The following is a 23,701-nucleotide window of genomic DNA, read 5'->3' on the forward strand; positions in this document are numbered from 1 at the left end:
AAAGCCAGTTCTATGGAGGCCCAAGCTACCACTCCCTTCGACCAGCGATGGATCGAAACCCACGTGCCCGCGCGGCTGGACCGACTGCCCTTCAGCCGATGGCACTGGCTGGTCGTCATCGCCCTCGGCGTCACCTGGATTCTCGACGGCCTGGAAGTGACGCTGGCCGGCGCCCTCGCGGCGACCTTGAAGAACCCCGTGGCGCTGGGCCTCACCGATACCGAAGTAGGCGCGACCGCCACCGCCTACCTCACGGGCGCAGTGATCGGCGCGCTCTTCTTCGGCTATCTCACCGATCGCCTCGGGCGGAAGCGTCTGTTCTTCATCACCCTCGGCGTCTATCTCACCGCCACGGCCCTCTCCGGCGTCGCCTGGAATTTTTGGAGCTTCGCCCTCTTCCGGGCAATCACCGGCGCGGGCATCGGGGGCGAGTATGCGGCGATCAATTCCGCGATCGATGAACTGATCCCCGCGCGATTGCGCGGCCAGGTGGATCTCGCGATCAACGCCACCTACTGGATCGGCGCCGCGCTCGGATCGGTGCTGACGATTTACTTTCTCGATCCGCACTTTTTTCCGGCATGGCTGGGCTGGCGGCTGGTCTTCGGGGTCGGCGCGGCGCTGGGACTGGTCATTCTCATTTTCCGCTATTGGGTGCCGGAGAGTCCGCGCTGGCTCATGGTCCACGGGCATCCGGAGGACGCAGAGAAAATCGTCGGCGAGATCGAGAAGACCGTCGCCGCGCACGCTGGCCCGCTGCCCAAGCCGGAAGGCGACGTCACGCGCCTTCGCGTGCGGCATCACACCCCATGGCACGAGATCTGGCACACCGTGGTGCACGCACATCGCCGGCGATCGATTCTCGGATTCGTGCTCATGGCCTCGCAGGCGTTTTTCTACAACGCCATCCTCTTCAGCTATGCGCTCGTCCTCACCAAATTTTACGACGCGCCACCGGAAGGCGTGGGTTCCTATCTCTTGCCGATCGCCTTGGGAAATGCCGTCGGGCCGATTCTCATCGGGCGGCTCTTCGATATCGTCGGTCGCAAGCCGATGATCGTGGCGACCTATGCGTTGAGCGGCGCTTTGCTGGTCGTCTGCGGCTGGTGTTTTCAGGCAGGGCTGCTGACCCTGCACGGGCAGGTGGTCTTTTGGAGCGTCATCTTTTTCATCGCCTCCGCGGCGGCAAGTTCCGCCTATCTCACGGTGAGCGAAATCTTCCCCCTGGAAATCCGCGGCATGGCGATCTCGATCTTCTATTCCGTCGGCACCCTGGTCGGCGGCGTGGCTGCGCCGACTCTTTTCGGCCACCTCATCGGCACCGGCTCACGCACCGCGCTGTTCGCCGGATACGCGGCCGGGGGCATTCTCATGATCCTCGGCGCCGTGGCGGAAGCGTGGCTCGGGGTGAAGGCGGAACGCCAATCGCTGGAAAACATCGCACGTCCCCTTTCGGCCGGGTAGGCTGAATCGACATTCAGCAAAGGTATACGACAGGTCTTTTCAATCGCGGAGCGATATTTGCCTGTAGCCGTGGACTTCAGTCCACGGAAACCTTTTCCCGGCGGCCTCCTTTTGCTGTTCCGTCGTTGCCGAAAACGTCGCTCCGCGACGGGCCACTATGAACTCCTTTCCGTGGACTGAAAGTCCACGGCTACAGGCAAGGATCGCTCCGCGATGAGAAGAATCGTCAACGCAACGCTTCCGGTGAATGTCGATTCCGCCTGGAGCTTGGACTCAATGGAATAAAAGGGGCAGCGGCATCCTCTGCTCGATGCCCACCGGATTCAGTGAATCCAGCCACCGCGCTATTCCCCCAACGTCCGCAGAAGATTGACCGCCTCCTGGTAGCTCGGCTCGATCTTCAAGGCCCGACGCGCGGCGTCCGCTGCTTCGTGCGCGCGCTGGAGCCGAAGGAGAATCGTCGCCGCCGCGTAAGGCGCCTGTGGGTTTTGCGGATCGAGCGCCTCGGCGCGGGCGAGCGCTTCCAGCGCCTGATCCGGCTGCCCGGCGGCATTGCGCGCCAGGCCGAGATTGTACCACGCGCGGCCAAATTGCGGATCGAGCTGCACGGCCTGCTCCAATTGCGTCCGCGCCTCGGCCGCTCGATTCACTTCATTGAGCGCCAGCGCGTAGGTGTAGCGGAGCTGGGCTTCGCGCGGCGCCAGTCGCACCGCTTCGGCGAGTTGCTTCACCGCTTCCTCCGATTGCCCAGAGAGGCTCAAGGCGATGGCGTAATTACTCCGCAGCGGCGCCGAGCCATGATCCCAATCCACCGCCAGCTTGAATTCATCCAGCGCGCCCTTTTCATCGCCGCGATCCTCCAGATACGTCGCCCATTGCGTGAGCCCGGTGGGTTGATCACGATTGAAATTCAGCGAATACAGCAGCTCGCTGCCCGCGCGCGAATTCGGATCGACCGTCCGTCGCAAGCCCCACGCCGCATCGATCCGCACCGAGCGCGAAGGATCGTCGAGCAAAGCGGTCAGTGCGCCCGTCTCCGCCTCGCTGCCCGCCTGTAGATTCGCCCCCAGCGACCGCGCTGCCATGCTGCGCACGAGTTCGCTCGGATCCTTGGCCGCGGCTTGCAATGCCTCGACCACGCCCGCTTCGTGCACTGAAATGCGCAGGAGATTCGCCGCCACCGCACGCCAGAAAGGATCCTTCTCCTCGCGCAACATCTTCAGCAGATTCTTGTGCGCGCCCGGCGCGAAAGTCCGCGCCTGCGCAATCCATTCCGCGCGCGTGCGCGTCGGGCGGTTCATCTTCTCGCCATACCATTTGTTGCAGTTATCGATGGCCCACTCGACCGGCTTGTCCGCATGACAGCGCCCACAAGCGTTCGGAATGTTGTGCTCCTTCGTCAGCACCGGATCGGGAATGGTGAACCCGTGATCGCGCCGCGCGTGGCGCTGCATGTAAGTCGTCTCCGGCATGTGACAATCCACACACCGGCTGCCCGCCGTGCCCGCCTTGTGAAAGCTGTGATCGGGATCGACGATCTGCGGCGCCACCGCCACGCCCTGGATGACCGGCGCCGGCGAACCGTGACAGCGCATGCACAGCGCATTTCCCTCTACCGGGTTCTTGCTCGTGTGCGGATCGTGGCAATCCATGCAGCGCACGCCCGCCGCGTGCATCTTGCTGCCGAGGAAAGAGGTGAACTCGTAGTCTTCGTCGTGCACCTGGCCATCCGGATAAAACAGCTCGCTGTCATCCGGAATGCTCAGCGCGAAGTGATCGAAGAACTTGTCGCCGGGCACGAAGTCGCCCGTCAGTTCCACGCGACGCGCGTGGCACATGCCACACGTGTCGAGCATCTGGTCGCGCGAAAGTTTCGCCAGGTTCGGATCACCCTTCTGCTTCGGATACGCCTTCTGCCAATCCGCGTGCGCCTTCATCGGCCCATGACACGCCTCACAGCCGACCGTCATCTCCGCCATCGCCGTATGATAGCTATCGTCCTTCGGCTCGTAATTTTTCCGCACGCGCGTGTTGTGGCACGAGGCGCACATCTGATTCCACGTCATCCCCCGCCCCGTCCAGTGGCCCCACTCGCCCGGCTGGCGATCTTCGTTGCCGTAAACGTCGAACCACTCCTGCTTGTGCGGATCCCAGGCGAGTTCCATCGTCTGAAAGCGTCCGCCCGGCGCCGCCACGAGGAATTGCCGCAACGGATCGACGCCAATCACCCGCTCCGGCATGAACGTCTCGTGCGGCGACTTCAGCCCCGCCGTAGTCAGCGCAAACTTGCCATCGACCACATGCGCTTCCGAGATCTGCGTTCCCGCCTTGATCTCCTTCGGCGGCTCAAACGCCACCGCATCGAGCTTCGCCTCCACCTTGCGCTCGGCCAACCCATGATGCGATCCCTGCCACTTCTCAAACTCCGCCGCATGGCATTCGCGGCACGACTCCGATCCCGCGTAATGCGGCATCACCTTCGCCTCCGGCTCGATGGAAAATTTTCCCGCCGGCGCGGTCGCCACCTTCGTCCCCAGCGCGGACGGATGCGAATTCCGGCTCAAAAACCATCCGCCCAATCCCACCGCACCCAGGCAACACACCGCCAGCCAGATCCCGAGCGCACGCTCCCAAAAAGTCATCGTGTTCTCCTTGGGGCTGCTACTGGAGGGCGGGGAATTCTTCTTCTTGCGACGGCTCATGTGCGCGCAGTGTGCCAGAGCACGCAAGCCCCGTCACCGACGGAACGCTTTCCGTGATTGATAACGACGCTCCTTCGGTTCATTGCCACTCGCGCGAGACCCGTTGCCCTCGTGCGAGACCATAACGCTATAGCCCGGGTTCATTGCCCCCGTGCTCACCGAACCTGGCTACCGCCGCGCGCCTCAGCGCGTTGTAGCCGCCCCGTTCCGCCCGGGGCGCCGGAAGACGCACCCGCTGAACAGCAGTCATACCTCGGATCAACCCTGCCCTAAAAAGGAAAGGGAAACCCACGGATTACGGATTGCACGGATGAGACGAGCCGACGCGGATTTCTGTAATCCGTGCAATCCGCGCAATCCGTGGTCAAAACGCCTTTGGAAAACCACCAGGAACTGCCTCAACGCGTGATGATCAAATGATACGTCACCGCACCGGGATTGCCCTGATTCTCGCTGTTCTTGTTGATCCTCAGCACCAGATCGTCCCGATCCTCCGGCACCGTGAACTTGAACGGTGTGCGCGCCGTCAGCGGCGGCACCAGGGCGATCACCGAACTGGCGTGTCCGCTGGTCGAGCGCCGGGCAATCACCAGCCGGCTTTCATTTTGATGTCCGCGCTCTTCCTGGACGACGTCGGGATTATCGCTCGCCACGTGACCATGCGCCTTCCAAAGCCCGGAGACGTACTGCAGCGAAATCACATCCCCGCGCCGCAAAGCGCCCAGCGGATAACCATCCGGCGTATTGGCCGGCACCTTCACCTCCGAATCCGTCACCGCCTTTCGCTGATCGCCGGAAGCAGTTGGGTTCTGGGCAAAGGCCGGGAAAGCCAGGGCCAGCAGCGCACCAGTGAGAAGCAATTTTTTCATCGGGGGGGAAAACGTCCTTTCTCGGTTCTCGAGAACGCGCCGCCACCGTCGCCGGAACCGGCCGCTCGAATCGCCGGGATGCTGTCGCAGGCGATTCGGAGAGTCCAGCCTGCGTTTCTATTGAAAAGCTGCTTGCCGTCGGGCGATTTTTCGGTAGTTTCCGCGTCCTCCTTTCAAGCCAGTGTAGCTCAGTGGTAGAGCAGCTGTTTCGTAAACAGCAGGTCGCGGGTTCGATCCCCGCCACTGGCTCCATCTGAATTCCTCATATTCAGTGGTTTGGCCACCTTAGCGGGACGAAGCTCGCTTGAGAATTTGGCTCACGTTTGCCGCGCTGCGCATGCCCAGACGTTCGGCGATCCAACCCATTCGCACCGTCGTCTCCATCCGAATCCTCCGGGCGATCCGCACCTTGCGCACGTCGTTGCCGGGCAGTGCCGCCAATTCTTTTTCCGGCAAGCCTTCCGCACTCAGGCCGGTCCGAAGGATCTCCTCGGCCCTCTTCTCATCATGCGCCCGCTGCGCCGCCGCGCCACGATACGAACGCCCCTTGGGTTTCGCCACGTCCATCTTCGAGATCATTTGCAGCAATTTTTCCCCAAAGACCTGGCTGCCCCAATACCAACCCCGACGCAGGTGACTCATCCGCCGGTCTCCATCCACCGGCGGTTCCGCCACCCCGCACCTGGCCTTCGCCTCTTCCGCGGCTCGCCGATCCAGCCGCGCGACAAATCGCCGCCGCCCGCTGGTATCATCGCGCAACCCGAAGGCCTCCAGTCCCATGACACATTCCAGCCAGGGCGCACGGCGGCCGGCCGGCAGCGCATAGCCGCTCGCCACACTGCTCCAGGGATAATCCTGTACGCTCTGCCCTCGACCAGGGACGATCAGCCCCGCCCGCACCGGATTGAGGTGCAGATAATCGAGCATTGCACAGTAATACTCCCCCGCCCTCCCCTCGGTCACGATGGCCTTGTAGCGATCTCCAAAGACCCGCCCCCAGAGCCGATGCCGGGTATTGAAGCGCCGCGTGTAAGTATTTTGCAGCCACTGCATTCCGGCCACCAGATTCGCCTCCGGTGTTTCCAGGAAGAAATGGTAATGATTGCTCATCAGCACCCAGGCATGCACCCGCCAACCCGTCATCTGGCAGGCTTCACTCAAGGCCTGAAGAAAAAACCGCCGGTCCGTCTCGTCGCGATAAATGCGCTCCCGCCGATTCCCCCGGGCCATCACATGATAAAACGCGCCGGGATATTCGAGTCGAATGCTGCGGGCCATAGTCTCTCCATCTCAGTTCACACCCGCTCTCCTGTCAAGATTTGTTGACTGACCCCTTCCTTCCCGAAAACCAAACAGCCTAAATCGCTCTTATCTTAGTGCCATTCTCGCCTGACCCCTATTCCCTATTTTCCTTCTCCTAGCAACTCCCCCAATGACTTCGCCGCTTTTACAATAGCCTCACTCCTATAGTCGAAAAACTTTACCCCTTCCACAGTATTCATCTCGTTTAAAACAGAAGCTGGAACTATTTCTCCATATTGCGACAATTCAGTCCTAATTTCTGAAAACAAAGCCACTAAAGCCTCGATTTCGGAGGTTGAATGCATCAATTTGTCCAATTCAAGATCGATCGCTCCAGGAGCATATTCTGAAAGAGTTCTCTTCCACTGTTCAGCTAAATGCGCCAAAAGATTACCCTCTGGCATTTTGGGGACAAGTCGTAGAGCAAAGGCCATTACCGCAATAATATCCAAGTCGTTTACTATCAGGCTTTTACCATTATACACTTGTATTGAATTCGCCATATCAGTGAAGATAAATAATCGTCTTTGAGCTTCTCCCCACATTTGCCTCAACCGCGGACTTCAACGCCGAAATCTGAGCTTCGGATAATCCCTTGGTATCGATAATGAGCGTCCGCGTCGCGGTATTAAAATTTGCATCTTTTATCGCGGCATTGGCAAGTCCATCGACACTGCCCTTCGCAGGAATTGGGCCCTTTAAACTGATATTGCCCAGCTGACTGTCTACAAAATCAATAGCTTCATCAGGGCCACGTGAAATGGTACGACCCAACGCCTGCTCAATCCGTACACCAGCGATGCCCTCCGCCTCAATATAACCCCGGGCAGGATCGGTACCCAGCTCCAACTGCCTCGCACGAAGATTTAGTGTGTCCAATAACTGACTCTGACCGCTCGTCTCGGCGACTGGAAGCTCGATCTGTTGAGCCGTTTTAGCGGCAGTCATTTCTGCCGTTAAAGTCGGCAATACTGCCTTTTCTGTTGTCACGGCACCCAAAACCGCCCCCTCTGGAATAGGGACTCCATCCACCATCAAGAGCGAAGCGTTTTGGGTTAAAAAATCTCCCGCCTTCTTCAATGCTGGATGACTATCAAAAAATTGATCAGTCGCTTGAATAAGGCGCGCATTTGCCTGCATCAAGCTATCCCATCTGGCTTGAGATTCTGCGCGTCTGTGGTCTGCAAAGGCTTGGGAAGCATCACCAAATTCAGCCAAATTTAGCCCACGGTCCATATAATTCGCGACTGTGTCCATCGCGCTCTTGGCGAGATCGCCAACCATATTCGCCATCGCGGTATAGTCATAACCGCCAGATTCGTCATCGTCATCTTCATCAAGCCCTTGTGGATCGAAATGAGTCCAAGGGTTTTGCCGAACATAAGCATACAGATTCGGCCCATCCACAAAGCCTGCCGGGTCACGTGTAATAAACGTTCCGGTTTCCAAATCCCGGTAGCGCATGCCTTCGTTGAGAAGGCCATCGGGATCTTCCTCTTTAGTGTTGGCTTTCTGCCGATCCTGAGTGGTCCCGTACTCCACTGGATGGGTTCCAAACGCCTCGTAACTGGTTTCCCAAGTCACCAAGCCGCCTAAATTGGTGCGCGCGGTCACATCTCCCCGCTGATCGTAGTGAGCGAAACTGGCCGTCCCACTACGGACGCTATAAAGGATGCCCCCCACACCACCGCCCCAATCGCTCCCGCGCACGAATTCGGCGCTCAGCGTCCCAGTCGAAGTATATTCCTGCACGCTGGTGCTGCCGCTGAAGACGATCTTGGCAATGTTGCTTCCCTCTCTGCGGGAGACTCTTCGCGTGCGGTAGTCGTAATCGTATCCATAGGTGCCACCGCCGCCCGGCGTATTTTTCACCAAACCGACAAGCCGATTTTCCGAATCGTAACTATATGTGTCCGTAGCGCCCCCCACACTGCGTGTGAGCCGATTCCCGTTGAAATCATAGGAATAGGAAGCTCCATTTCCGGAAGTATCACTCCAACTGGAGAGCTGATTGAGATTGTTGTAGCTATAAGTGGCAACGTTGCCGTTGAGTGTTTTGTGAGCACGATTGTTGGCCGCGTCGTAGTCATAAACGGTATTGCTGACGACGCTTCCATTGAGATCTGTCACGACTTCGCTGGTTAAACGATTGTCGGAATCATAGCCCATCGTCACGTTTCGCGGTGCAACTCCAGCCGTATATTCCTTAAGGCTCCGCACATTGCCCCCGGCATCGCTCAACGAGAGCGAGTGGTAAACGACCCCGCGGTTTGAAATCGTCTCCTTTTCGTACATTCGATTGACACCGTCATATCGCTGGGTCACGGCGTCTCCATTTGGCAAGGCCTGGTTAACGTCATTGCCGTTCAAATCATAGGAGTAAGCAGTCACCAACCCGCCATCGCTCATGGTGCTCAGCCGATTCAGCGAATCGTAGGTTGAGACGATGGAGCGCGCATTGCCGCCCTCCGCTAGCCCATATTGCACACCCAACCGGTTGCCGGCCAGGTCATAGTGATAGGTGTGCGTCGCGCCATTGCTCGTCTCGGTCAATACCCGGTGTAGGGCATCGTAAGTGTAGCCGACGTCGGCGACGCCGTTCTTCCCAGGCTCGGTCACAGAAAGCAAATCGCCCGCTGCGCCGTAACCATAAGTGCGATTTTCCACGGGATGAGCTGGATAGGTGGCCGTCAGCAGCCGGTTTCGCAGATCGTAGCCGTAGTTCGTCACCTGGCTGAGCGCATCAGTGCGCTTGACCACGTTCACTCCGTCATATTCCAGTCTCGTCGTATACCCCGCAGCATCGGTGGTCGCTGTGTTGCGATTCAACCCATCGTAACCGAATTTCGTCTCCTGCAAGAGCCCATCTTTGACCGAGATTCGGTTGCCTACTTCATCGTAGCCATATCTGACAGTTATCTGCTCCTGATCCGTCGTCGTCTCAAGCCGGTTGAGCCAGTCGTAGGTGTTCGTGGTGACGTGCTGGTTCGCATCGGTCACCGTCACCACATTGCCCGCGAGATCGTAACTCGTTCTCTTCTCTGGGCGAACTGCTTGTTGCCCACCCGCCAACAGCACCGGAGGCGCCGTCACCTTCACCGGACGGTTCGCCTCATCGTATTCCGTTTCCGTCGTGAACCCACACGCATTCTGCACCCAAATGACATTACCCACGTAGTCGTAGCCAGTGTAGATGACCGGGAGACCGGGCTGGCCAGTTGTCCCATCGAGAACCTCCGGTTGGTGCTCCTCGATCTTGCGATTGCGCACGTCGTAGATGTAATCCCGCTCCTGCAGGAGCGGATTGATCGCCCGGATGACACTACCCACTTTATTATAGAAAGTCTGCGTCCCCGGGCATTTGATGTGGGTAGTACGGTCCAACTGTTCGGGGTTCAAGCCGTCGTCTACCGGCGGCTCAAGCGTCAAAACCGGCCTTCCGGCACTGTCATATTGGGTCTCCGTTTTGTTACCCAACTCATCCTGGACCTTCCACTTGAGGCCCGTAGGTGTGTAAAACGTTCTGGCGTCGTGGGTATCGGCATAGACGGTGCGAACGGGCCGGTTGACTGCGTCGTATTCGGTGGTCGTAGTATGCTGAAGAGAGTCGCTGACCGTCGTGGCGTTGCCGACGTTGTCATAACCTATGGTGGTATCGGAGGTAAGCGGAGGATCCAGTTGGTACTGCACGCTCTTGCCCACAGCACGATATAGATTGTCGTAGGTATTCGTCGTCGTGTATCCCCGGGGATCTTTGATCGTCGTCGGCTTGAACCCCGAACTGTTGAAGACGTGGGCTCCCGCGTTGGGCCCCGTGTATTCGAAACAGGTAACATGGTTCAGGGCGTCCGTTTTCTTCTTTAATCGCTGAATCGTATCGTACTCAAAGAGGGTGACGTGATTTCGCGCATCCGTGACCGTGGAGACCGGATCGATGGCATTATCGTAAGCGTAAGTTATGTTGATGTCGCCGCTCGCCACAGTGCGCTTTTGCGATATGAGCCGGTTCAGGGCGTCGTAGGTATAGGTGGTAACGTGACCGTTTTCATCCTGCTCACTTGTCTTGTTCCCACGATTGTCGTAGCCAACCGACTTCGCCGACCCGTCTGGGTAAATCACTCGCTTCAATCGATTCCGCAGATCGTATTCAAAATTCGTCGTGCGAGTCAAAGCATCCGTCACCGAGATCCTATTGCCGTTTCGGTCATAGGTGTAGGATGCGGACAATGCTAGGCCATCCGGATCCACAATTTCGCTCTGGACCCGCCCATTTTCGTCCAGGACATATTTCGTCACCAGATCAACTGACCAATCCGGCCCATTGAGCTTTTTGACCGTCTTTTTAGTGATGGCTCCCTTGAATGTATCGCTGTAGCCGAAATCCGTCTCCTGCAAGACAGGCGAATTGGCATCTGTCGTGTAAATAATCTCGTTGGAGCGGCGACCCAAATCATCCACGGTATAAGTCCTCAGCCGCCCGTCTTCGTCGACCACGCTATCCATGATACGAAATTTGCTCTCGTCGGCGTAGTGGAAGGTTTTGACGTGCCCCAGCGCATCCGTTTGACTGGTAGGATCCGAGTAATAGAGGGCGAAGTCAGGAGATCCAAATAACCCCGCATAGACATTTATAGAATTCGGCGGGATGTAAACATCCGTATAAGCGTAACTTGTCACATTACCACTGAAATCGGTCACCGAGCTCAGCGCCATACCGGCAGTCGGATCGAAGTAGAATGTCTCCGATCCGATGCCGTAATCGATCTTCATCTGCGTGAAAAAAACGACGTTCGGATCCCGCGGCGTGCCCGATGGAAAGGTAATATTGGCGGTCGTATCCTGCCCCAAGCTGGCAGCCAGGCTGCCCGACCAAGTATAAACGATGACGTTGGCATTGGCATCTGTCACCTGGACGACCTTATTGGTTCCTGCGGCCAGGGTCACGTGACCCGCTTCCGGATCGAAGGCTACACCGATCTGAGACGCGCCGAAGGAAAAGGTGACCGGCTGTCCTAGATTATCCGGCAAAGTGACGGATGTGACGTAAGACGGAAGCCCGGTCTGCGGATAAGGCGTGTCGCCCCTATGGAACAATTTTGTATGATCGAAATCGTAGGTAAAGGAGTAGGTCTTTTGATTGCTATCCGTAATGCTCGTGAGATCGAGGTGAAGCTTGGGAATCGGCGCACCATTGGTCAGCGCGGCCGGCGTCAGATCCTGCTCCGTGCTCAAGAAATAGTCATAAGCAATAGTAGTCGTGTCGGGACCGGTGACAGTCGTAAGGACAGTTTCGGTGAACTGAGTAGTCCCAGAGGAATAACCCTTGGTAGCGTAGCCAAACGAATACTGGTTTCCATTCGGATCCCAGATTCGCGTCACGTGGCCGGCATTATCCTGCTCAACGGAAATCGTCTGATTTACGCCCCCCGAATAGGTAATCGTCGCGGGAATGAGCGAAGCATCGGGATAGCTGAAGACCAATGTATTTCCAAATCGATCGGCGACCGTGGCCGCCGGGTAAAAGGTGTGCATCTCCCTACTGGATTTGCCATAGGTAACTGAGGTCAGATCCTTGGCTACCGGTCGGGTGTAGTCGAAGGTAATCGTGGTACCATAACGATCTGTAAAGACCTGCCCATCTGACGAAAGGGAGCACAGAAAATCCCCATTTTCCCGGCTATCCGACGGAAACGGCGCATAGCCATCCTCCGTGGTTTCACCGGTTGTTTGATGATAATGAATAAACCGGTGTTGTGCGCCGTTTTGGTCCGTGATCACGACGTAACCCTCGGTATCCGTCCCCACGAATTCCTCGTCCACGCATAAAGTGGAGACCCAGCCGGCTCCAAACGGACGGTCGGGGCGCTCATGGGGTCGAAGACCATTTGAATTGTTCCATGTCTCCGAAATCGCATTCCGACGGACTGACAAAACCAAATCGCTCCCCGCAATCGGCACGAAGATATCGGTGCTCTGGTGGCGAAGCCCCAAGGTGAGAGCATCGATGTAGGTCTCCTCTCTCTCCTGATCGGATTCCGCGGTTCGCTGTGGCTTGCTATCAGGAAGGGGACGGCCATTCAAACTGATCTTGCGATAGCGGGTGCCAGAAACCTCACCAGCCGGGGGACTCAAAGGCGGAGACAGGTTCGTGGTAAAGACAACGGTATCCTGCCCCAATGAAACATCATCCCCAATCACCATTCCAAATGTGATGCTTACCTGCTCGCCATTTTTGGCCGTGTTGAGGGCATAAACGGTGAAGTGCCCGGACAATGTGGACGCAGCCACGACATCCCCGTCATGCACCACTTTTCCTCGGTCGTCGACGACCAGAAAATCACTGTCATTGGTAATGTGAATCACGTAACTGGAATCCCCCATCCCCCCCGTGAGCTGAAACGTGCCGGTGGTACCCTGGCCTATGATTCCCGCACCGGTTGTCCGTTCATTCAGGTCGAGATCGGCCGTTATTTTGCCCGTCAAGGTAGAGCTGTCCTCAATCGTGCCATTTGCGATCATTTCGAGCCCCTGGATCACCAGGTAACTCCCATTGAGATGCCCTCCCATAAAATCTCCCGGCCCATCGACTGGATTTATTTCAAATGGTCCACACACCCCGCCACCGCTCCCTACGGACGCCGGGTGGGGGCTACCGACGAGTTGTGCCTTGGAAAGTCCGCCTGTGGTTGGAACGAAAACTACGTAAGCGGTATGAACCGTAGGGGCCGACGGATAATAGGTTATCTGATACTGCTGCTTGGTAAGACTTATCGAGCTATTATCGCTCGCCACGGAACGCATCGCGGGGGGGGCAATCTGCGCATCTTCCCAGCCCCCGTAGCCGGGCATCAATTCAACAGTATCACCCAAAAAGTCTTCCGGTGTATAAGGCTCCGAAAGCTCGTTTGAGCCGCCTCCCTTGTCGTTTGTCCATGATTGGGTGGTCGCCGTTACCGTAACCGGACCGCCACCCCCTGTGAATGGAGGTTCGTTAACGCCCGAATATGAAGTAGTCTGATCAAGCGTAACATGCCCATCGAGGTCCGTATTGTGGAGGTAGACACTTCCACTCCAAAGGTAATTGGGAGGAACGATATGGCCCGTGGTGTCGCTTGTATCGATGCCGGTGCGGTCATCGGTAACCGTAGCGATCGTTTCTGCACTTCCTCCAGTGTAATTACGGACACCCAAACCATCGTTTCCCAAAGGATCGATAATCATCGTCACGTTTGTCAACGTGCTAGTTATTACCTGGGTAACATGGTTATCATCCGACATCTCCGTATCACCGTAGGTGCCGTTGGTCGACTCCTCGCGATAATAGGCGGGGACGGCAGCAGAGGTAAACTGCTTGATGCACGGATTTCTTCTTGTTATAGTGCTGTTACTTGCCTGTTGAGAAGCGATGATCGGGACGGGCGGAGCTTCAGCCACGTTGGAGTAAAGCACTACCCCGTTTGCGTAAGTAACCCGAAGGCGGTAAACCGACGTCACATTGGCCAGCAGCGAAACTGAATCGGTGAACTGACCGGAATCCCCAGTTTGGCCCGTCGGTACCAGCGTGCTCCATTCGCCGCTTCCATTTTTTCGCTGGTATTCGACGGTTTGCGCCGAAGCTTGATTGGCCCACCAATTCAGAATAGCCGTTCCCAGATTCGGATAATCCGTTTCGACTGTAAGGGACGGAGGAAATACGCCATTCGCACCTGGATCGTGATCTGGATCGACTGACAAGTCCTCGCCTCCTCCGCCAGGCGAAGCGTTCCCGTAAATGGGATCGGACGGACTATTTCCGCCATTTCCCAGCCGGCCGGGATGCCCGTTCGGGTTCGACATTCCAGTTTCGGTCGACCGCACCAGACTCACCGGTAGAAAACTGCCATCAGAATCCGCCGCCACATCGAAGCTGAAGGCCATTTTCAACTGGCCGATATTGGCCATGACGTAATTCGGCGTCTTGTCCCCCGCTCCGGCCTGGTTCCATGGATCGTTCGGATTCCAAGGAAAGCCGGACGTCCAAGTCTGCGGATAGCCGTGCAGGATCAGATTGAAACGCGTATCGTAACCCACCGCCAGCAGCCGCCGGTAAAACGGAGCGACCACCGCTTTGAGTTGACCCAGATTGATCGGCGCGTAGTTGGCCGCCCGAAACGCGGCGATTTGCTCCGGGGTGTAGTTCTGCCCCGCCCGCGGCTCAAAGCCGGCCACCAAGGCATTGATTTCATCGCCTGCTCCGCCGACCGCCGCCAGCTTCTGGTCAAGGTGCTTCTTCGCCTGGCTGGCGACATACTTTAGCTGGCCGAGATTCGCCGGCGCAAAATTACTCGGCGCCGCCCCCGCGCCAATGATGCGTGTCTGGGCGCTATCATCCACCCACCAACCCGGGATCGTCGCCGCGTATTGCGGCACGATCAGTTGCGCCATGACCAGGCAAATGACAAAAAACCGAAGAATCCGTACGAGCACCATATGCCAAGCTGGTTTTTTCGACCTTAATTGCCGAAGTCGCCCATGAGGATGTCCCCTTGGGCCTGGGTCATTTTCACCGCACCATCGAAACGCACATCACCATTGACATGCAGCTTGGCCTGAGGCGCGGCGATTCCGATACCGATGTTACCGGAGCTGATGTTGGTCTGTTGTCCATCCACGCCCGTTCCGTAAATAAGGTTGCCGATATTCAAACAATTGGAGGCCGTTGGGTCGGGCAGCTCCGCATAGTAACCAATGACGATGTTTTGCGTTCCAGTGGTGTTGTTGAGCGCAGCCAATGTTCCAAGGAACGTGTTGTAACTCCCTGTGGTAGTGCTGAATCCCGCTCCAGCACCGATCGCCGTCGTCGAGCCATCCCAAGCATTGATAAAGTTCGCATTGAACAATGCATGGTGCCCGACGGCGGTATTTGAGCCGCCCGTAACCAGACTAAACAGCGTACTGTCGCCTACAGCAGTATTCTGACTGGTGTGGTTCGCTCGCATCAGCGCCGCGTGGCCGATTGCTACTTCATATAGATTGTCCGTCGCGCTCGACAGGGCCTGTTCTCCGATGGCGGTGTTGAATTCCCCGGTCGTGAATTCTTGGCCAGCGTGCCCCCCCACAGCAGTATTGTAGAAGCCGGTCGTCAACGATTTCAAGGTCGCAGTTCCAACGCCAACGTTGTCGCACGCATTCTGGTCCAGGGTAGTGTTCCCCGAATTGCGACCGACAAAGATGTTGTACAGATCATAATTGAGGCCGTTCCCCCAGCTATAGGTATTCAGGATCGGCGCCACGTTACCATTGACATCGTACTGGTAAATAACACCACCAGTGGAGGAGCTGGCGGACAGCAGCATGTTGCCGGTGATCGTCAGTTGCTGGGCCGGTGTCGCCGTTCCGATGCCTACATTGCCATTACCGCCAACAACGATGCCGCCGTTGCCAACCAAGCCAAATCCCAAGCTCCCGTTGGCCGCGGTGGCCACAGGCTGGCCGTTGATCAAGATCTGCGCGCTGCTACCATTCGGATTGATGACGATGGGAAAAGTAGGACTTCCGGAAGTGGAACTCGGATCGACCAACGACAAAATGTTGTTCGTATCCAACTTCATCTGCAGCCTCCCCACCGAGGTTGAATCCAGAGCCTGCCACTGCCATTCCGCTGTCGCCTTGCCGATGCTTTGAACGAACACGCCCGTAGTCCCGTTTTCGGTGTAACCCAGCGAAACATACGGCGCACCGCTGCTATCTTTTTCCAAAGTCAGCGTCGGCCATTGAAATACATTTGCTGAATCGGTGTAACCCTGAATCGTCAGGGTTCCCTGCACCGGTGTATCGGCCTTGGCTAATTGGACCAACGCCGCAGCTACCACGGCCAGGAAGACGGAATTCTTGTTCATAGTTCGGTTGAATGGAACGGCGATTCGCGAAACAGTTTTCTGACCTGTTGTTATCTAACTCCAATCAGGCCCTCGGAGGTGATCCCCGGGGCGCATTCAATCAATGCGATGAACCAGACTTAGCAGTCTTTGCCCCGAATTGGCGCGCATAGGACGGGAAATTGCGTAGCCTGTCAACGCGGATTCGGTGAAACCCCGCTAGTTTTCCGCGGGGTTGTAGACCAAAGCAGACATGCAATATCAGTTTACGTTATTATCCGTAAGGGAAACCCCGCTGATTGCCTGAAAAAGCGACGTGAATGGCGTCGCTGCTGTCGCTCGAAACCGGAATCGTGCGAACCAATTGGATTTGCCATCCCAAAAAAATGGGGACCCGCGGAGGCCGCAGGGACGCAGAGCAGCAACCAAAGAGAACCGCGAATGGGATTGCGGCGCACAAGTAATTTGGTCCTTTCGCGTTTATTAGCGCCCATTTGCCGTCAAAGAATCTGCGCAAGCCGCGTACGCATTTCGGGTTAGAACTCCGATGAACATTTTTGCTCCCCCACCCGTCTATCTATTTGTGGCGGCAGCAGTGCGAACCTGCTGAAACCTGGTAATAAGCCGGGAGAAGTTCGAATCTTCAACCGCCACCAGATTTTGGGCGCCGATGCCTTGGGGGGCGCAGCGGAGGGAAAAATGGCAGATGGCAGACCGCAAATGGCAGGATGGGCGCCAATGGCGCGGCGTCCCTACCTGGACGTGGTTATTTCGGGAGACGCTGGCGGCACCAATCGTTTTCCAGTAAAGCCGCGCAACCGGCGAGCAAGGCGTCTTCGGCGCTAGGTTCGGGCGGGGGCTGTCTGAAACCCACGAAGCTGGAGCCATGGTGCGTCCAGTGCACTTCGTAAGCGGTCGCTCCACCGGAACCGGCCTTGACGATTTCAGACTCGAAGCCGCTCTCCCTGGCCTGCGTCAGGAAACGTTGCGCGATCTCTTCGTGGCGATGTTCCAGATCCGTCTGGCCGGCCAGGAATGCGGGGTCACGGGGCGGAGCCCGCAGCCATTCCAAGATGAGGTTGCGAGCTCGATCGAGACGACGTGGCATAGCGCTTTCCATTACCGGGAGGCGCCGTCCTCTTCAAGGAACAAGCGACACCGCGCCTGTGGCCACGCGAGATCATCGGCGCAACCTCGTTCGCGGACCGGCGGACGGGATCGAAGTCTGTGGACCACGATCCCGCCCAACGCCTCACGGCGCGTGAAAAATCAGGCCGCCGCGTGTGTCTTTACTTCGTGCCGCAGGCAGTGCACATAGTCGCGCAATTGCCGGCGCAGCGCGGCGAAGCCGTCGCGGATGGCCACATAGACGTCCTTGTGCGGTGCCTCGATGTTCTGCGCCTTGTGCGCACGCCCATCCGTGTCTGCTCGAGGATGGCTCGCACCGTGGGTTTCTGGGTCACGACGAGTTCCTTGCCGGGCACGCCGAGTTCGATGCGCACATGGAAAGGTTCGCCATGATGATGATGCTTCTGCGGCGCTTCAATTACCACCGAACAACTCGTAATCCGGTCGAAATACTTGCCGAGCTTTTCCGTTTCTTTTTGAACGCGCTCGGTGACGGCTTCCGACGGGGCCATATTACGGAATGTAGTTTGAGCTGTGGTGGTCATGGTTTGGTTTTTCATTGGTTTCAAGAAATCGAGAGAACCCGCTCGCCACCGTCAGGGCCGGAGCGCTGTCCTTGGGACGATGATCGTCGCCCGTTGTTTCCCGCCATTGGTCGAACCGTCTGCCGACACTTCCTCCAAGAATTCGACCGAATCGGGCGTAACTCTTCGTTCACGGGAATATTATCGTCGCAGACCCCGTTCCTTGTCGCCAAAATTTTACAATAATTTTCTTGGTGAATAGCAAGTCATTCGCCGCCATTTTGCGACCGCCTTTTCGCGTCCGCAGCACGACACAAAGGCCGACCTTGCGGTGAACATTCCGCCCTACTGATCCTAGCCGCCGAGATCAGGATTATCCACGCCGAGCGCGTCGGCCAGGTCGGTGAGGTGCTCCTGCTCCTGGGCGATGATCTTGCGCAGCACTTCGCTCAGCGCGTATTCACCGAGGGCTTCGGCCTGCCGGATACGCTGGCGGTAGTGGATGATCGTCTGCTTCTCGTTCTCCAGGTCGAAGCGCAACATGTCTTCCGCTTTGTCGGACATCTTGACCTCTTTCGGCACGACCACGGGTGAGCCGTTGAGATAGTCGATCTGTTTGGCGATGAGCAGCGCGTGACTGAGTTCTTCCGCGGCGTGAAGGGCGAGTTCGCCGGCGATGTCGGTGTAGGCCGCGCCTTTCATCGTCTGGCTATAGACGGTGTAGGCGATGATCGCCTGATATTCGCGCGCCAGGTCTTCGTTGAGTAGCTGGATCAACTGTTCACGGGTGATTTTAACGGAGTCGCTCATACTGACACTTCGCGTCCCCCGCCCCGCGTGGCTGTTTGTGGGTGGCTGGTGAAATTCACGACTCCCACGTTTCTGTCGTCCCTGGCGGGACTGGCTGCTTTTGGGGACGCACCTCCCAGCACTGGCGTGCTGGGCTATTTTCTTTCGCCCTGCGGGCTGGGGAATCTCGGCAGTCTTGGGCCTGATTTTATGCGTATCTTTTCCCGGAGGGGCGATGAGTCACGAGAGCGCTGGGAGGGGCGACTTCCTAGAAAAAACCCTGCACCGCGGAGCGGTATCCTTCAGGTAGGGCGCTTCGCGCCGAAGTCTTTCGGTCGGCGACTGGGAAGTCGCCGCTCCCAGCGCATTTCGTAGCGGCATCTCTCTATTGCGGAGACTGTGTATCAAGATCTGGTCCTGGGCCGCCGCTGCAGCGACGAGCGGTCGCCTGACGACTTCGGATGTCGATTCGGCCTACCCTAAGGCGGACTGCCAGCGCGCCAATTGCGCGGCGACGTTCTGCGGGCTGGGTGCGCCGATGGCCTTGCGAGCTTCCATCGACTTTTGCACGTGGAGCATCTCGAAGACATCGGCCTGGAACACCGGGGAGAGCGATTGGTAATCGGCCAGCGTGAGTTGCGTGAGTTCGCACTTCTTTTCCCCGCAGAGCGCCACGGCGCGGCCGATGACTTCGTGCGCTTTGCGGAAGGGGATGCCGCGATTGACGAGGTAATCGGCGAGGTCGGTGGCGAGGAGCATGGGGTCGGCCACGGCGGCAGCGCAGGCCACGGGATTGGCGTGCGCCTCGCGCAGCATCGCGGCGAAGACGGCCAGCGCAGTGCGGATGGTGTCGATGCTATCGAAGACCGGTTCCTTGTCCTCCTGCATGTCGCGATTGTAGGTCATCGGCAGGCCCTTCAGCGTGGTCAGGAGCGAGACGAGATTACCGATCACGCGCCCCGACTTGCCGCGGGTGAGCTCGGCCACATCGGGGTTCTTCTTCTGCGGCATGAGCGAGCTGCCGGTGGTGAAGGCGTCGCTCAGCTTGAGGTATTGGAATTCGCTCGAGGCCCAGAGGATGACGTCTTCGCTGAGTCGCGAGAGATGGACGGCGACGAGCGCCAACGCCGCGAGCAATTCGACGGCGAAATCACGATCGCTGACCGCATCCATGCTGTTTTGCGTCACGGCGGGGAAATTCAATTCACGCGCCACGAGTTCGCGGTCGAGCACGATGGTCGAACCCGCGATGGCCCCTGAGCCGAGCGGCAGCACGTTGATGCGCTTGCGCGCGTCCTGCACGCGATCGCGATCGCGCTGGAACATCTCCACATAGGCGAGCAAATGGTGCGCGAAGTAGACCGGCTGCGCGCGCTGCAGGTGCGTGTAGCCGGGAATGATCACCTCGCGATACCGCGCGCCGAGATCGACCAGCGAGCGCTGCATTTCCGTGAGGAGCGCGTCCAGCTCATCGCAGGTGTCGCGCAGGAAAAGCCGGATATCGAGCGCCACCTGGTCGTTGCGGCTGCGTGCGGTGTGCAGCTTGGCGCCCGCGTCGCCGATCCGCTTCGTGAGCTCGGCCTCGATGTTCATGTGCACGTCCTCGAGCTCGGTCTTCCATTGGAATGTACCGGCCTCGATTTCCGCGCCGATGGCGCTCAAGCCGTCAACGATCTTTGCGCGCTCCTCGGCGGTGATCAGTCCCGCCTTCTGCAGCGCAGCCGAGTGGGCGATGGAACCCGCAATGTCATGGCGCCACAGGCGCCAATCAAAGCTGATCGATTCGCTGTATTGCTGCAGCAACGCAGAGGTTTCTTGCTGAAAACGGCCTTTCCACATGGGACGGGTGAGTTGGTAGGAGTGAGATTGAAATTGAAAAACGCAAAGACGCAGAGGCGCGGAGGAAGACAATCGGACAGGGGGACAATCAGACAATCAGAAAAACACGGCGACGCCCATTCCCCCTTTCCCCCTTTCCTCACGCCCATTCCCCCTTCCCTAATCCCGGGAAGGCTTGCGGTTCTTGCAAACGCCGCGCTTGCGCAGTTCATCGCAGTTTGCCTCGATCCGCAGGCTCTTCGACGCGGGCGAAAAGCCCAGCCGCTTGCTGATGCACTCCTCGAGCAATTCGATGTGCTGGTCCTCGAATTCGACGATGCGGTTGCAATCGACGCAGATGAGGTGGTTGTGGTGCGGATGCTCGAGGTAATTCGGGTCGTAGAATTTGTAGTCCTTGCCGAAGTCCATTTCCTTCAGGACCCCGCATTCCACGAGCAGCGGCAGGGTGCGATAGACCGTGGCCCGTGATACCGAGTGGTCGATCTTCCGCGACATGCGCAGTAGCTCTTCCGCGGTATAGTGCTCGGTGGTGCTGAAAGCGGCCTCGATAATGGCTTCGCGCTGCATGGTCTTGCGGAGACCACGATCGGCCAGAAAGTTATGAATGCGTTCGCGAATACCAGGTCGCATACCGTGACTATGCGGGCGACGCGGGGCAGCGTCAAACCTCGGCGCTCCGTCGGGGCTGGAAGTCTGGTCCACGCCGGAGAACGAAGCGAAGACCCACCTAAATTCGGTTACTCCTCGGGTTCAAACCCGCAGTGGTCTGTGAAATGACGTACCAAGTCGATAAAATGAGGCGGCATTTGCTTTGATTCAGCCCAAGAAGCAATCATCGCGGTGTCTCTTTTCAGCTCGGCAAGGTCGTTGTTTCCCAGACGCAGAAGGTAGTGCGCCACATGCTCCAACGCCTCAACGGCCCAGTCAGGATCCACCGTGTTGTCTCCCGACAACTCAAGAAACGAAACGCAATGCAGCACTGCAAGCGTTCGAGGATCGATCCCCAATTTCTCCGGAATAACGGGCATCACAAACTTGTCCGTCTCTACCCACTCTATTGGACCCTCAGATGAATCGCTCATAGTGATTAGGTTTCCATTCAAACTTGGCCGGGCAACAGAGTCAGCGGCGCCCCACCCGTCAATCTCAAACGCGAGAGTCGTCAAAATCAAAAATGTCATTTTTGACAACTTTCCACAAATATTTGCCGCTATCGGCGCTTGTGTAAAACGAAACAACGAGTTCTTTCTTTCCCGCTGCCACCCTATGAAAAGCGCCCTCGTTTCGATCGCCCTCGCGTTGCTGGCTCCCAGCCTCTTCGCCGTGGAGCCGCTGCAAGAGAAGGTCGACATCCTGAACCTCATGAAATCGGGAGCCGTCCAATATTACACCAATCCGAAGTCCGACATGCACGATGACCCGAAGGACGTGTGGGTGCTGCAGCCGGACGGCACGCTCCATATCAGCGGACGCGCCTACGGTTACGTGGCGACGAAGGATGCGTATCGCGATTACCACCTCGTCTTCGAATACAAGTGGGGCGAGAAGACTTGGGGACGGCGGGAAAATGCAGCGCGGGACAACGGCCTTCTCATCCACGCCCGCGGTCCCGACGGTTCCTACGGCGGGACCTACATTCCGAGCGTGGAAGCCCAGGTCATCGAAGGCGGGACCGGCGACATCCTTGTGCTCTCCGCCAGGCTCGCCGATGGCACGGAACTCACCACCCGCGTGAGCAGCGAGGTCACGCTCGATGCCAACAAACAGCGCATCTGGACCAAGGGCACGCCTCGCCAGGTCGTCACCAAGGGGCGGATCAATTGGGCGAAGCGCGACGTCGCCTGGGTCGACAAAAAGGGCTTCCGCGGCCGGGACGACGTGGAGAAACCCGTGGGCGAATGGAACCGTTACGAGGTCATCGCCCAAGGCGACACGCTCCGCTACATCCTCAATGGCGTGCTGGTCAACGAAGCCTTTGCCGTGAGTCCCAGCGAAGGGCGCGTGCTCGTGCAATCGGAAGGCGCGGAAATCTTCGTCCGCCGTTGCGAATTGTGGCCTCTCGGCCAGCTCGAACACGAAGGACCATCCACCGCATCCACCTCCCCCAACCCGACAGCCCACTAGAACGCATCACGTTACCTTCACCCTATGTTCCCCTCCTCTCTCCGTCGCCCGCTGACGGTCCTCTCCACTCTTGCTTTCACCTTCACTCTCACTTCCCTCAGTTTCGCCGCGGTCGAGCTGAAGCAGGAAGCCGAGCAGGTGCGCGTCGAGATCGATGGCCATCTCTTCACCGAGTATCATTTCGCCGGCGCGCGCCGGCCCTATCTTTATCCCATCATCGGCCCCACCGGCGGCACCATGACGCGCCATTGGCCGTTGGAAGACGATCTACCGAACGAGGCCCACGATCACCCGCATCACAAGGGCCTGTGGTACGGCCATCGCAATGTCAATGGAGTCGAATTCTGGGGTGACGTCCTGCAGCCGAACGAGACCGGTGGACAAATGATCCACGACGGTTTCCTCGAGATCCAGGGCGGCGAGCAGCAAGGCTCGCTGCGGGCGAAGAACAAATGGGTAGTGGACAACACCGGCGAAGTGATCTGCACGGACGAACGCACCCTGCGTTTCACCAAGGATCCCGGCGGCCCGATGATCGACTTCGAAATTACCATCAAGGCCGGTCCCAAGGACGTGGTCTTCGAGGACGACAAAGACGGGTGCATGTCGATCCGCGTGCCGGAAACGATGCGGGTGGAGTTGCCCCGGCCAAAGGGCGCGAAGGTCACCCCGCACGGCGAAGGCCACATCGTGACCAGCGAAGGCAAACAGGATCTGGCCGCGTGGGGCACCCGGGCCAATTGGTGCGACTACTACGGCCCCGTCGACGGCCAGACCGCGGGCGTCGCCATGTTCGATCATCCGGGTAATCCGCGGCACCCCACGTGGTGGCACGTGCGCACCTACGGTTTGTTTTCGGCCAACCCCTTCGGCCAGTCCATGTTTGAAAAGCTGCCGGACAAGCATGCCGGTGACTTCACCATCCCGGCGGGCCAGAGCAGCACGTTCCGCTACCGCTTTTACTTTCATCCCGGAGACACCGAGAAAGCCAAGGTGGCGGAGCATTACGCGGCTTACGTTTCTTCGGTGAAATAGCGTGAGCTCGGTCGGGAGGGCGGTCAGGCAAAGGTCTGTTTCTTAATCGTAATCATAATCGCAATCTT

The 23,701-nt window shown here is 58.0% G+C and carries 15 protein-coding genes and 1 tRNA gene; 4 read left to right on the forward strand and 12 right to left on the reverse strand.

What is annotated here, in order from left to right; genetic code table 11:
- Positions 1-12 precede the first annotated feature (12 nt).
- The gene (locus CFE428DRAFT_RS04670; RefSeq protein WP_006978296.1) at positions 13-1,464 is read left to right on the forward strand and encodes an MFS transporter; all 1,452 of its coding nucleotides are present in this window, start codon (positions 13-15) and stop codon (positions 1,462-1,464) included.
- Positions 1,465-1,808: 344 nt separating this feature from the next.
- On the opposite strand, the gene CFE428DRAFT_RS04675 is transcribed toward CFE428DRAFT_RS04670, so the two are convergent.
- Both CFE428DRAFT_RS04675 and CFE428DRAFT_RS04680 read right to left on the reverse strand, forming a co-directional pair.
- The gene (locus tag CFE428DRAFT_RS04675; protein ID WP_006978297.1) at positions 1,809-4,166 is read right to left on the reverse strand and encodes a tetratricopeptide repeat protein; all 2,358 of its coding nucleotides are present in this window, start codon (positions 4,164-4,166) and stop codon (positions 1,809-1,811) included.
- A 398-nt stretch (positions 4,167-4,564) separates the two neighbouring features.
- Entirely contained in the window at positions 4,565-5,035 is a 471-nt protein-coding gene (locus CFE428DRAFT_RS04680; protein WP_006978298.1) for a hypothetical protein, read from the reverse strand.
- Between the two features lie 177 nt (positions 5,036-5,212).
- Here CFE428DRAFT_RS04680 and CFE428DRAFT_RS04685 point away from each other — a divergent pair.
- Positions 5,213-5,287: transfer RNA gene (locus CFE428DRAFT_RS04685), tRNA-Thr, on the forward strand.
- A gap of 33 nt (positions 5,288-5,320) precedes the next feature.
- On the opposite strand, the gene CFE428DRAFT_RS32965 is transcribed toward CFE428DRAFT_RS04685, so the two are convergent.
- From CFE428DRAFT_RS32965 to CFE428DRAFT_RS04735, 10 genes are all read right to left on the reverse strand, one after another.
- Positions 5,321-6,313 carry a transposase gene (locus CFE428DRAFT_RS32965; RefSeq protein ID WP_006978299.1) on the reverse strand — a complete coding sequence of 331 codons (993 nt, stop codon included), beginning with the start codon at positions 6,311-6,313 and terminating at the stop codon, positions 5,321-5,323.
- A 125-nt stretch (positions 6,314-6,438) separates the two neighbouring features.
- On the reverse strand, positions 6,439-6,840 hold the full coding sequence (locus CFE428DRAFT_RS04695) for a hypothetical protein (RefSeq protein ID WP_042724376.1): 402 nt from the start codon (positions 6,838-6,840) through the stop codon (positions 6,439-6,441).
- 1 nt (position 6,841) lies between these two features.
- Positions 6,842-14,761, reverse strand: coding sequence for an RHS repeat-associated core domain-containing protein (locus CFE428DRAFT_RS04700; protein WP_162145231.1), 7,920 nt, complete (start codon positions 14,759-14,761; stop codon positions 6,842-6,844).
- A gap of 68 nt (positions 14,762-14,829) precedes the next feature.
- Positions 14,830-16,215 (reverse strand): hypothetical protein, encoded by a 1,386-nt coding sequence (locus CFE428DRAFT_RS04705; RefSeq protein WP_006978301.1) that lies wholly within the window; start codon positions 16,213-16,215, stop codon positions 14,830-14,832.
- A 745-nt stretch (positions 16,216-16,960) separates the two neighbouring features.
- On the reverse strand, positions 16,961-17,302 hold the full coding sequence (locus tag CFE428DRAFT_RS04710) for a hypothetical protein (RefSeq protein ID WP_131989101.1): 342 nt from the start codon (positions 17,300-17,302) through the stop codon (positions 16,961-16,963).
- A 181-nt stretch (positions 17,303-17,483) separates the two neighbouring features.
- The gene (locus CFE428DRAFT_RS04715) at positions 17,484-17,882 is read right to left on the reverse strand and encodes an HPF/RaiA family ribosome-associated protein (protein ID WP_202797351.1); all 399 of its coding nucleotides are present in this window, start codon (positions 17,880-17,882) and stop codon (positions 17,484-17,486) included.
- A gap of 318 nt (positions 17,883-18,200) precedes the next feature.
- Entirely contained in the window at positions 18,201-18,656 is a 456-nt protein-coding gene (locus CFE428DRAFT_RS04720; protein ID WP_006978304.1) for a ferritin-like domain-containing protein, read from the reverse strand.
- A 453-nt stretch (positions 18,657-19,109) separates the two neighbouring features.
- On the reverse strand, positions 19,110-20,474 hold the full coding sequence (gene argH / locus CFE428DRAFT_RS04725) for an argininosuccinate lyase (protein WP_006978305.1): 1,365 nt from the start codon (positions 20,472-20,474) through the stop codon (positions 19,110-19,112).
- A 159-nt stretch (positions 20,475-20,633) separates the two neighbouring features.
- Positions 20,634-21,104: a Fur family transcriptional regulator gene (locus CFE428DRAFT_RS04730; protein WP_006978306.1), complete on the reverse strand. Its 471-nt coding sequence runs from the start codon at positions 21,102-21,104 to the stop codon at positions 20,634-20,636.
- 107 nt (positions 21,105-21,211) lie between these two features.
- On the reverse strand, positions 21,212-21,556 hold the full coding sequence (locus tag CFE428DRAFT_RS04735; protein WP_131989103.1) for a leucine-rich repeat domain-containing protein: 345 nt from the start codon (positions 21,554-21,556) through the stop codon (positions 21,212-21,214).
- Positions 21,557-21,740: 184 nt separating this feature from the next.
- Between CFE428DRAFT_RS04735 and CFE428DRAFT_RS04740 the strand changes: the two genes are divergently transcribed.
- Both CFE428DRAFT_RS04740 and CFE428DRAFT_RS04745 read left to right on the forward strand, forming a co-directional pair.
- Positions 21,741-22,598, forward strand: a complete 858-nt coding sequence (locus CFE428DRAFT_RS04740) for a 3-keto-disaccharide hydrolase (protein ID WP_006978307.1) — start codon at positions 21,741-21,743, stop codon at positions 22,596-22,598.
- Between the two features lie 24 nt (positions 22,599-22,622).
- Positions 22,623-23,633, forward strand: a complete 1,011-nt coding sequence (locus tag CFE428DRAFT_RS04745; RefSeq protein ID WP_006978308.1) for a DUF6807 domain-containing protein — start codon at positions 22,623-22,625, stop codon at positions 23,631-23,633.
- Positions 23,634-23,701 lie beyond the last annotated feature (68 nt).

Origin of the sequence: Chthoniobacter flavus Ellin428 (assembly GCF_000173075.1) — a bacterium.
In the GTDB taxonomy this organism is placed as follows: Bacteria; Verrucomicrobiota; Verrucomicrobiia; order Chthoniobacterales; family Chthoniobacteraceae; genus Chthoniobacter; species Chthoniobacter flavus.

Coding starts and splice junctions, on each gene's coding strand:
- CFE428DRAFT_RS04670 (WP_006978296.1), top strand. CDS start 13: ATGGAGGCCCAAGCTACCACTCCCTTCGACCAGCGATGGATCGAAACC.
- CFE428DRAFT_RS04675 (WP_006978297.1), bottom strand. CDS start 4,166: ATGAGCCGTCGCAAGAAGAAGAATTCCCCGCCCTCCAGTAGCAGCCCC.
- CFE428DRAFT_RS04680 (WP_006978298.1), bottom strand. CDS start 5,035: ATGAAAAAATTGCTTCTCACTGGTGCGCTGCTGGCCCTGGCTTTCCCG.
- CFE428DRAFT_RS32965 (WP_006978299.1), bottom strand. CDS start 6,313: ATGGCCCGCAGCATTCGACTCGAATATCCCGGCGCGTTTTATCATGTG.
- CFE428DRAFT_RS04695 (WP_042724376.1), bottom strand. CDS start 6,840: ATGGCGAATTCAATACAAGTGTATAATGGTAAAAGCCTGATAGTAAAC.
- CFE428DRAFT_RS04700 (WP_162145231.1), bottom strand. CDS start 14,761: ATGGCGCAACTGATCGTGCCGCAATACGCGGCGACGATCCCGGGTTGG.
- CFE428DRAFT_RS04705 (WP_006978301.1), bottom strand. CDS start 16,215: ATGAACAAGAATTCCGTCTTCCTGGCCGTGGTAGCTGCGGCGTTGGTC.
- CFE428DRAFT_RS04710 (WP_131989101.1), bottom strand. CDS start 17,302: ATGCCACGTCGTCTCGATCGAGCTCGCAACCTCATCTTGGAATGGCTG.
- CFE428DRAFT_RS04715 (WP_202797351.1), bottom strand. CDS start 17,882: ATGAAAAACCAAACCATGACCACCACAGCTCAAACTACATTCCGTAAT.
- CFE428DRAFT_RS04720 (WP_006978304.1), bottom strand. CDS start 18,656: ATGAGCGACTCCGTTAAAATCACCCGTGAACAGTTGATCCAGCTACTC.
- argH (WP_006978305.1), bottom strand. CDS start 20,474: ATGTGGAAAGGCCGTTTTCAGCAAGAAACCTCTGCGTTGCTGCAGCAA.
- CFE428DRAFT_RS04730 (WP_006978306.1), bottom strand. CDS start 21,104: ATGCGACCTGGTATTCGCGAACGCATTCATAACTTTCTGGCCGATCGT.
- CFE428DRAFT_RS04735 (WP_131989103.1), bottom strand. CDS start 21,556: ATGAGCGATTCATCTGAGGGTCCAATAGAGTGGGTAGAGACGGACAAG.
- CFE428DRAFT_RS04740 (WP_006978307.1), top strand. CDS start 21,741: ATGAAAAGCGCCCTCGTTTCGATCGCCCTCGCGTTGCTGGCTCCCAGC.
- CFE428DRAFT_RS04745 (WP_006978308.1), top strand. CDS start 22,623: ATGTTCCCCTCCTCTCTCCGTCGCCCGCTGACGGTCCTCTCCACTCTT.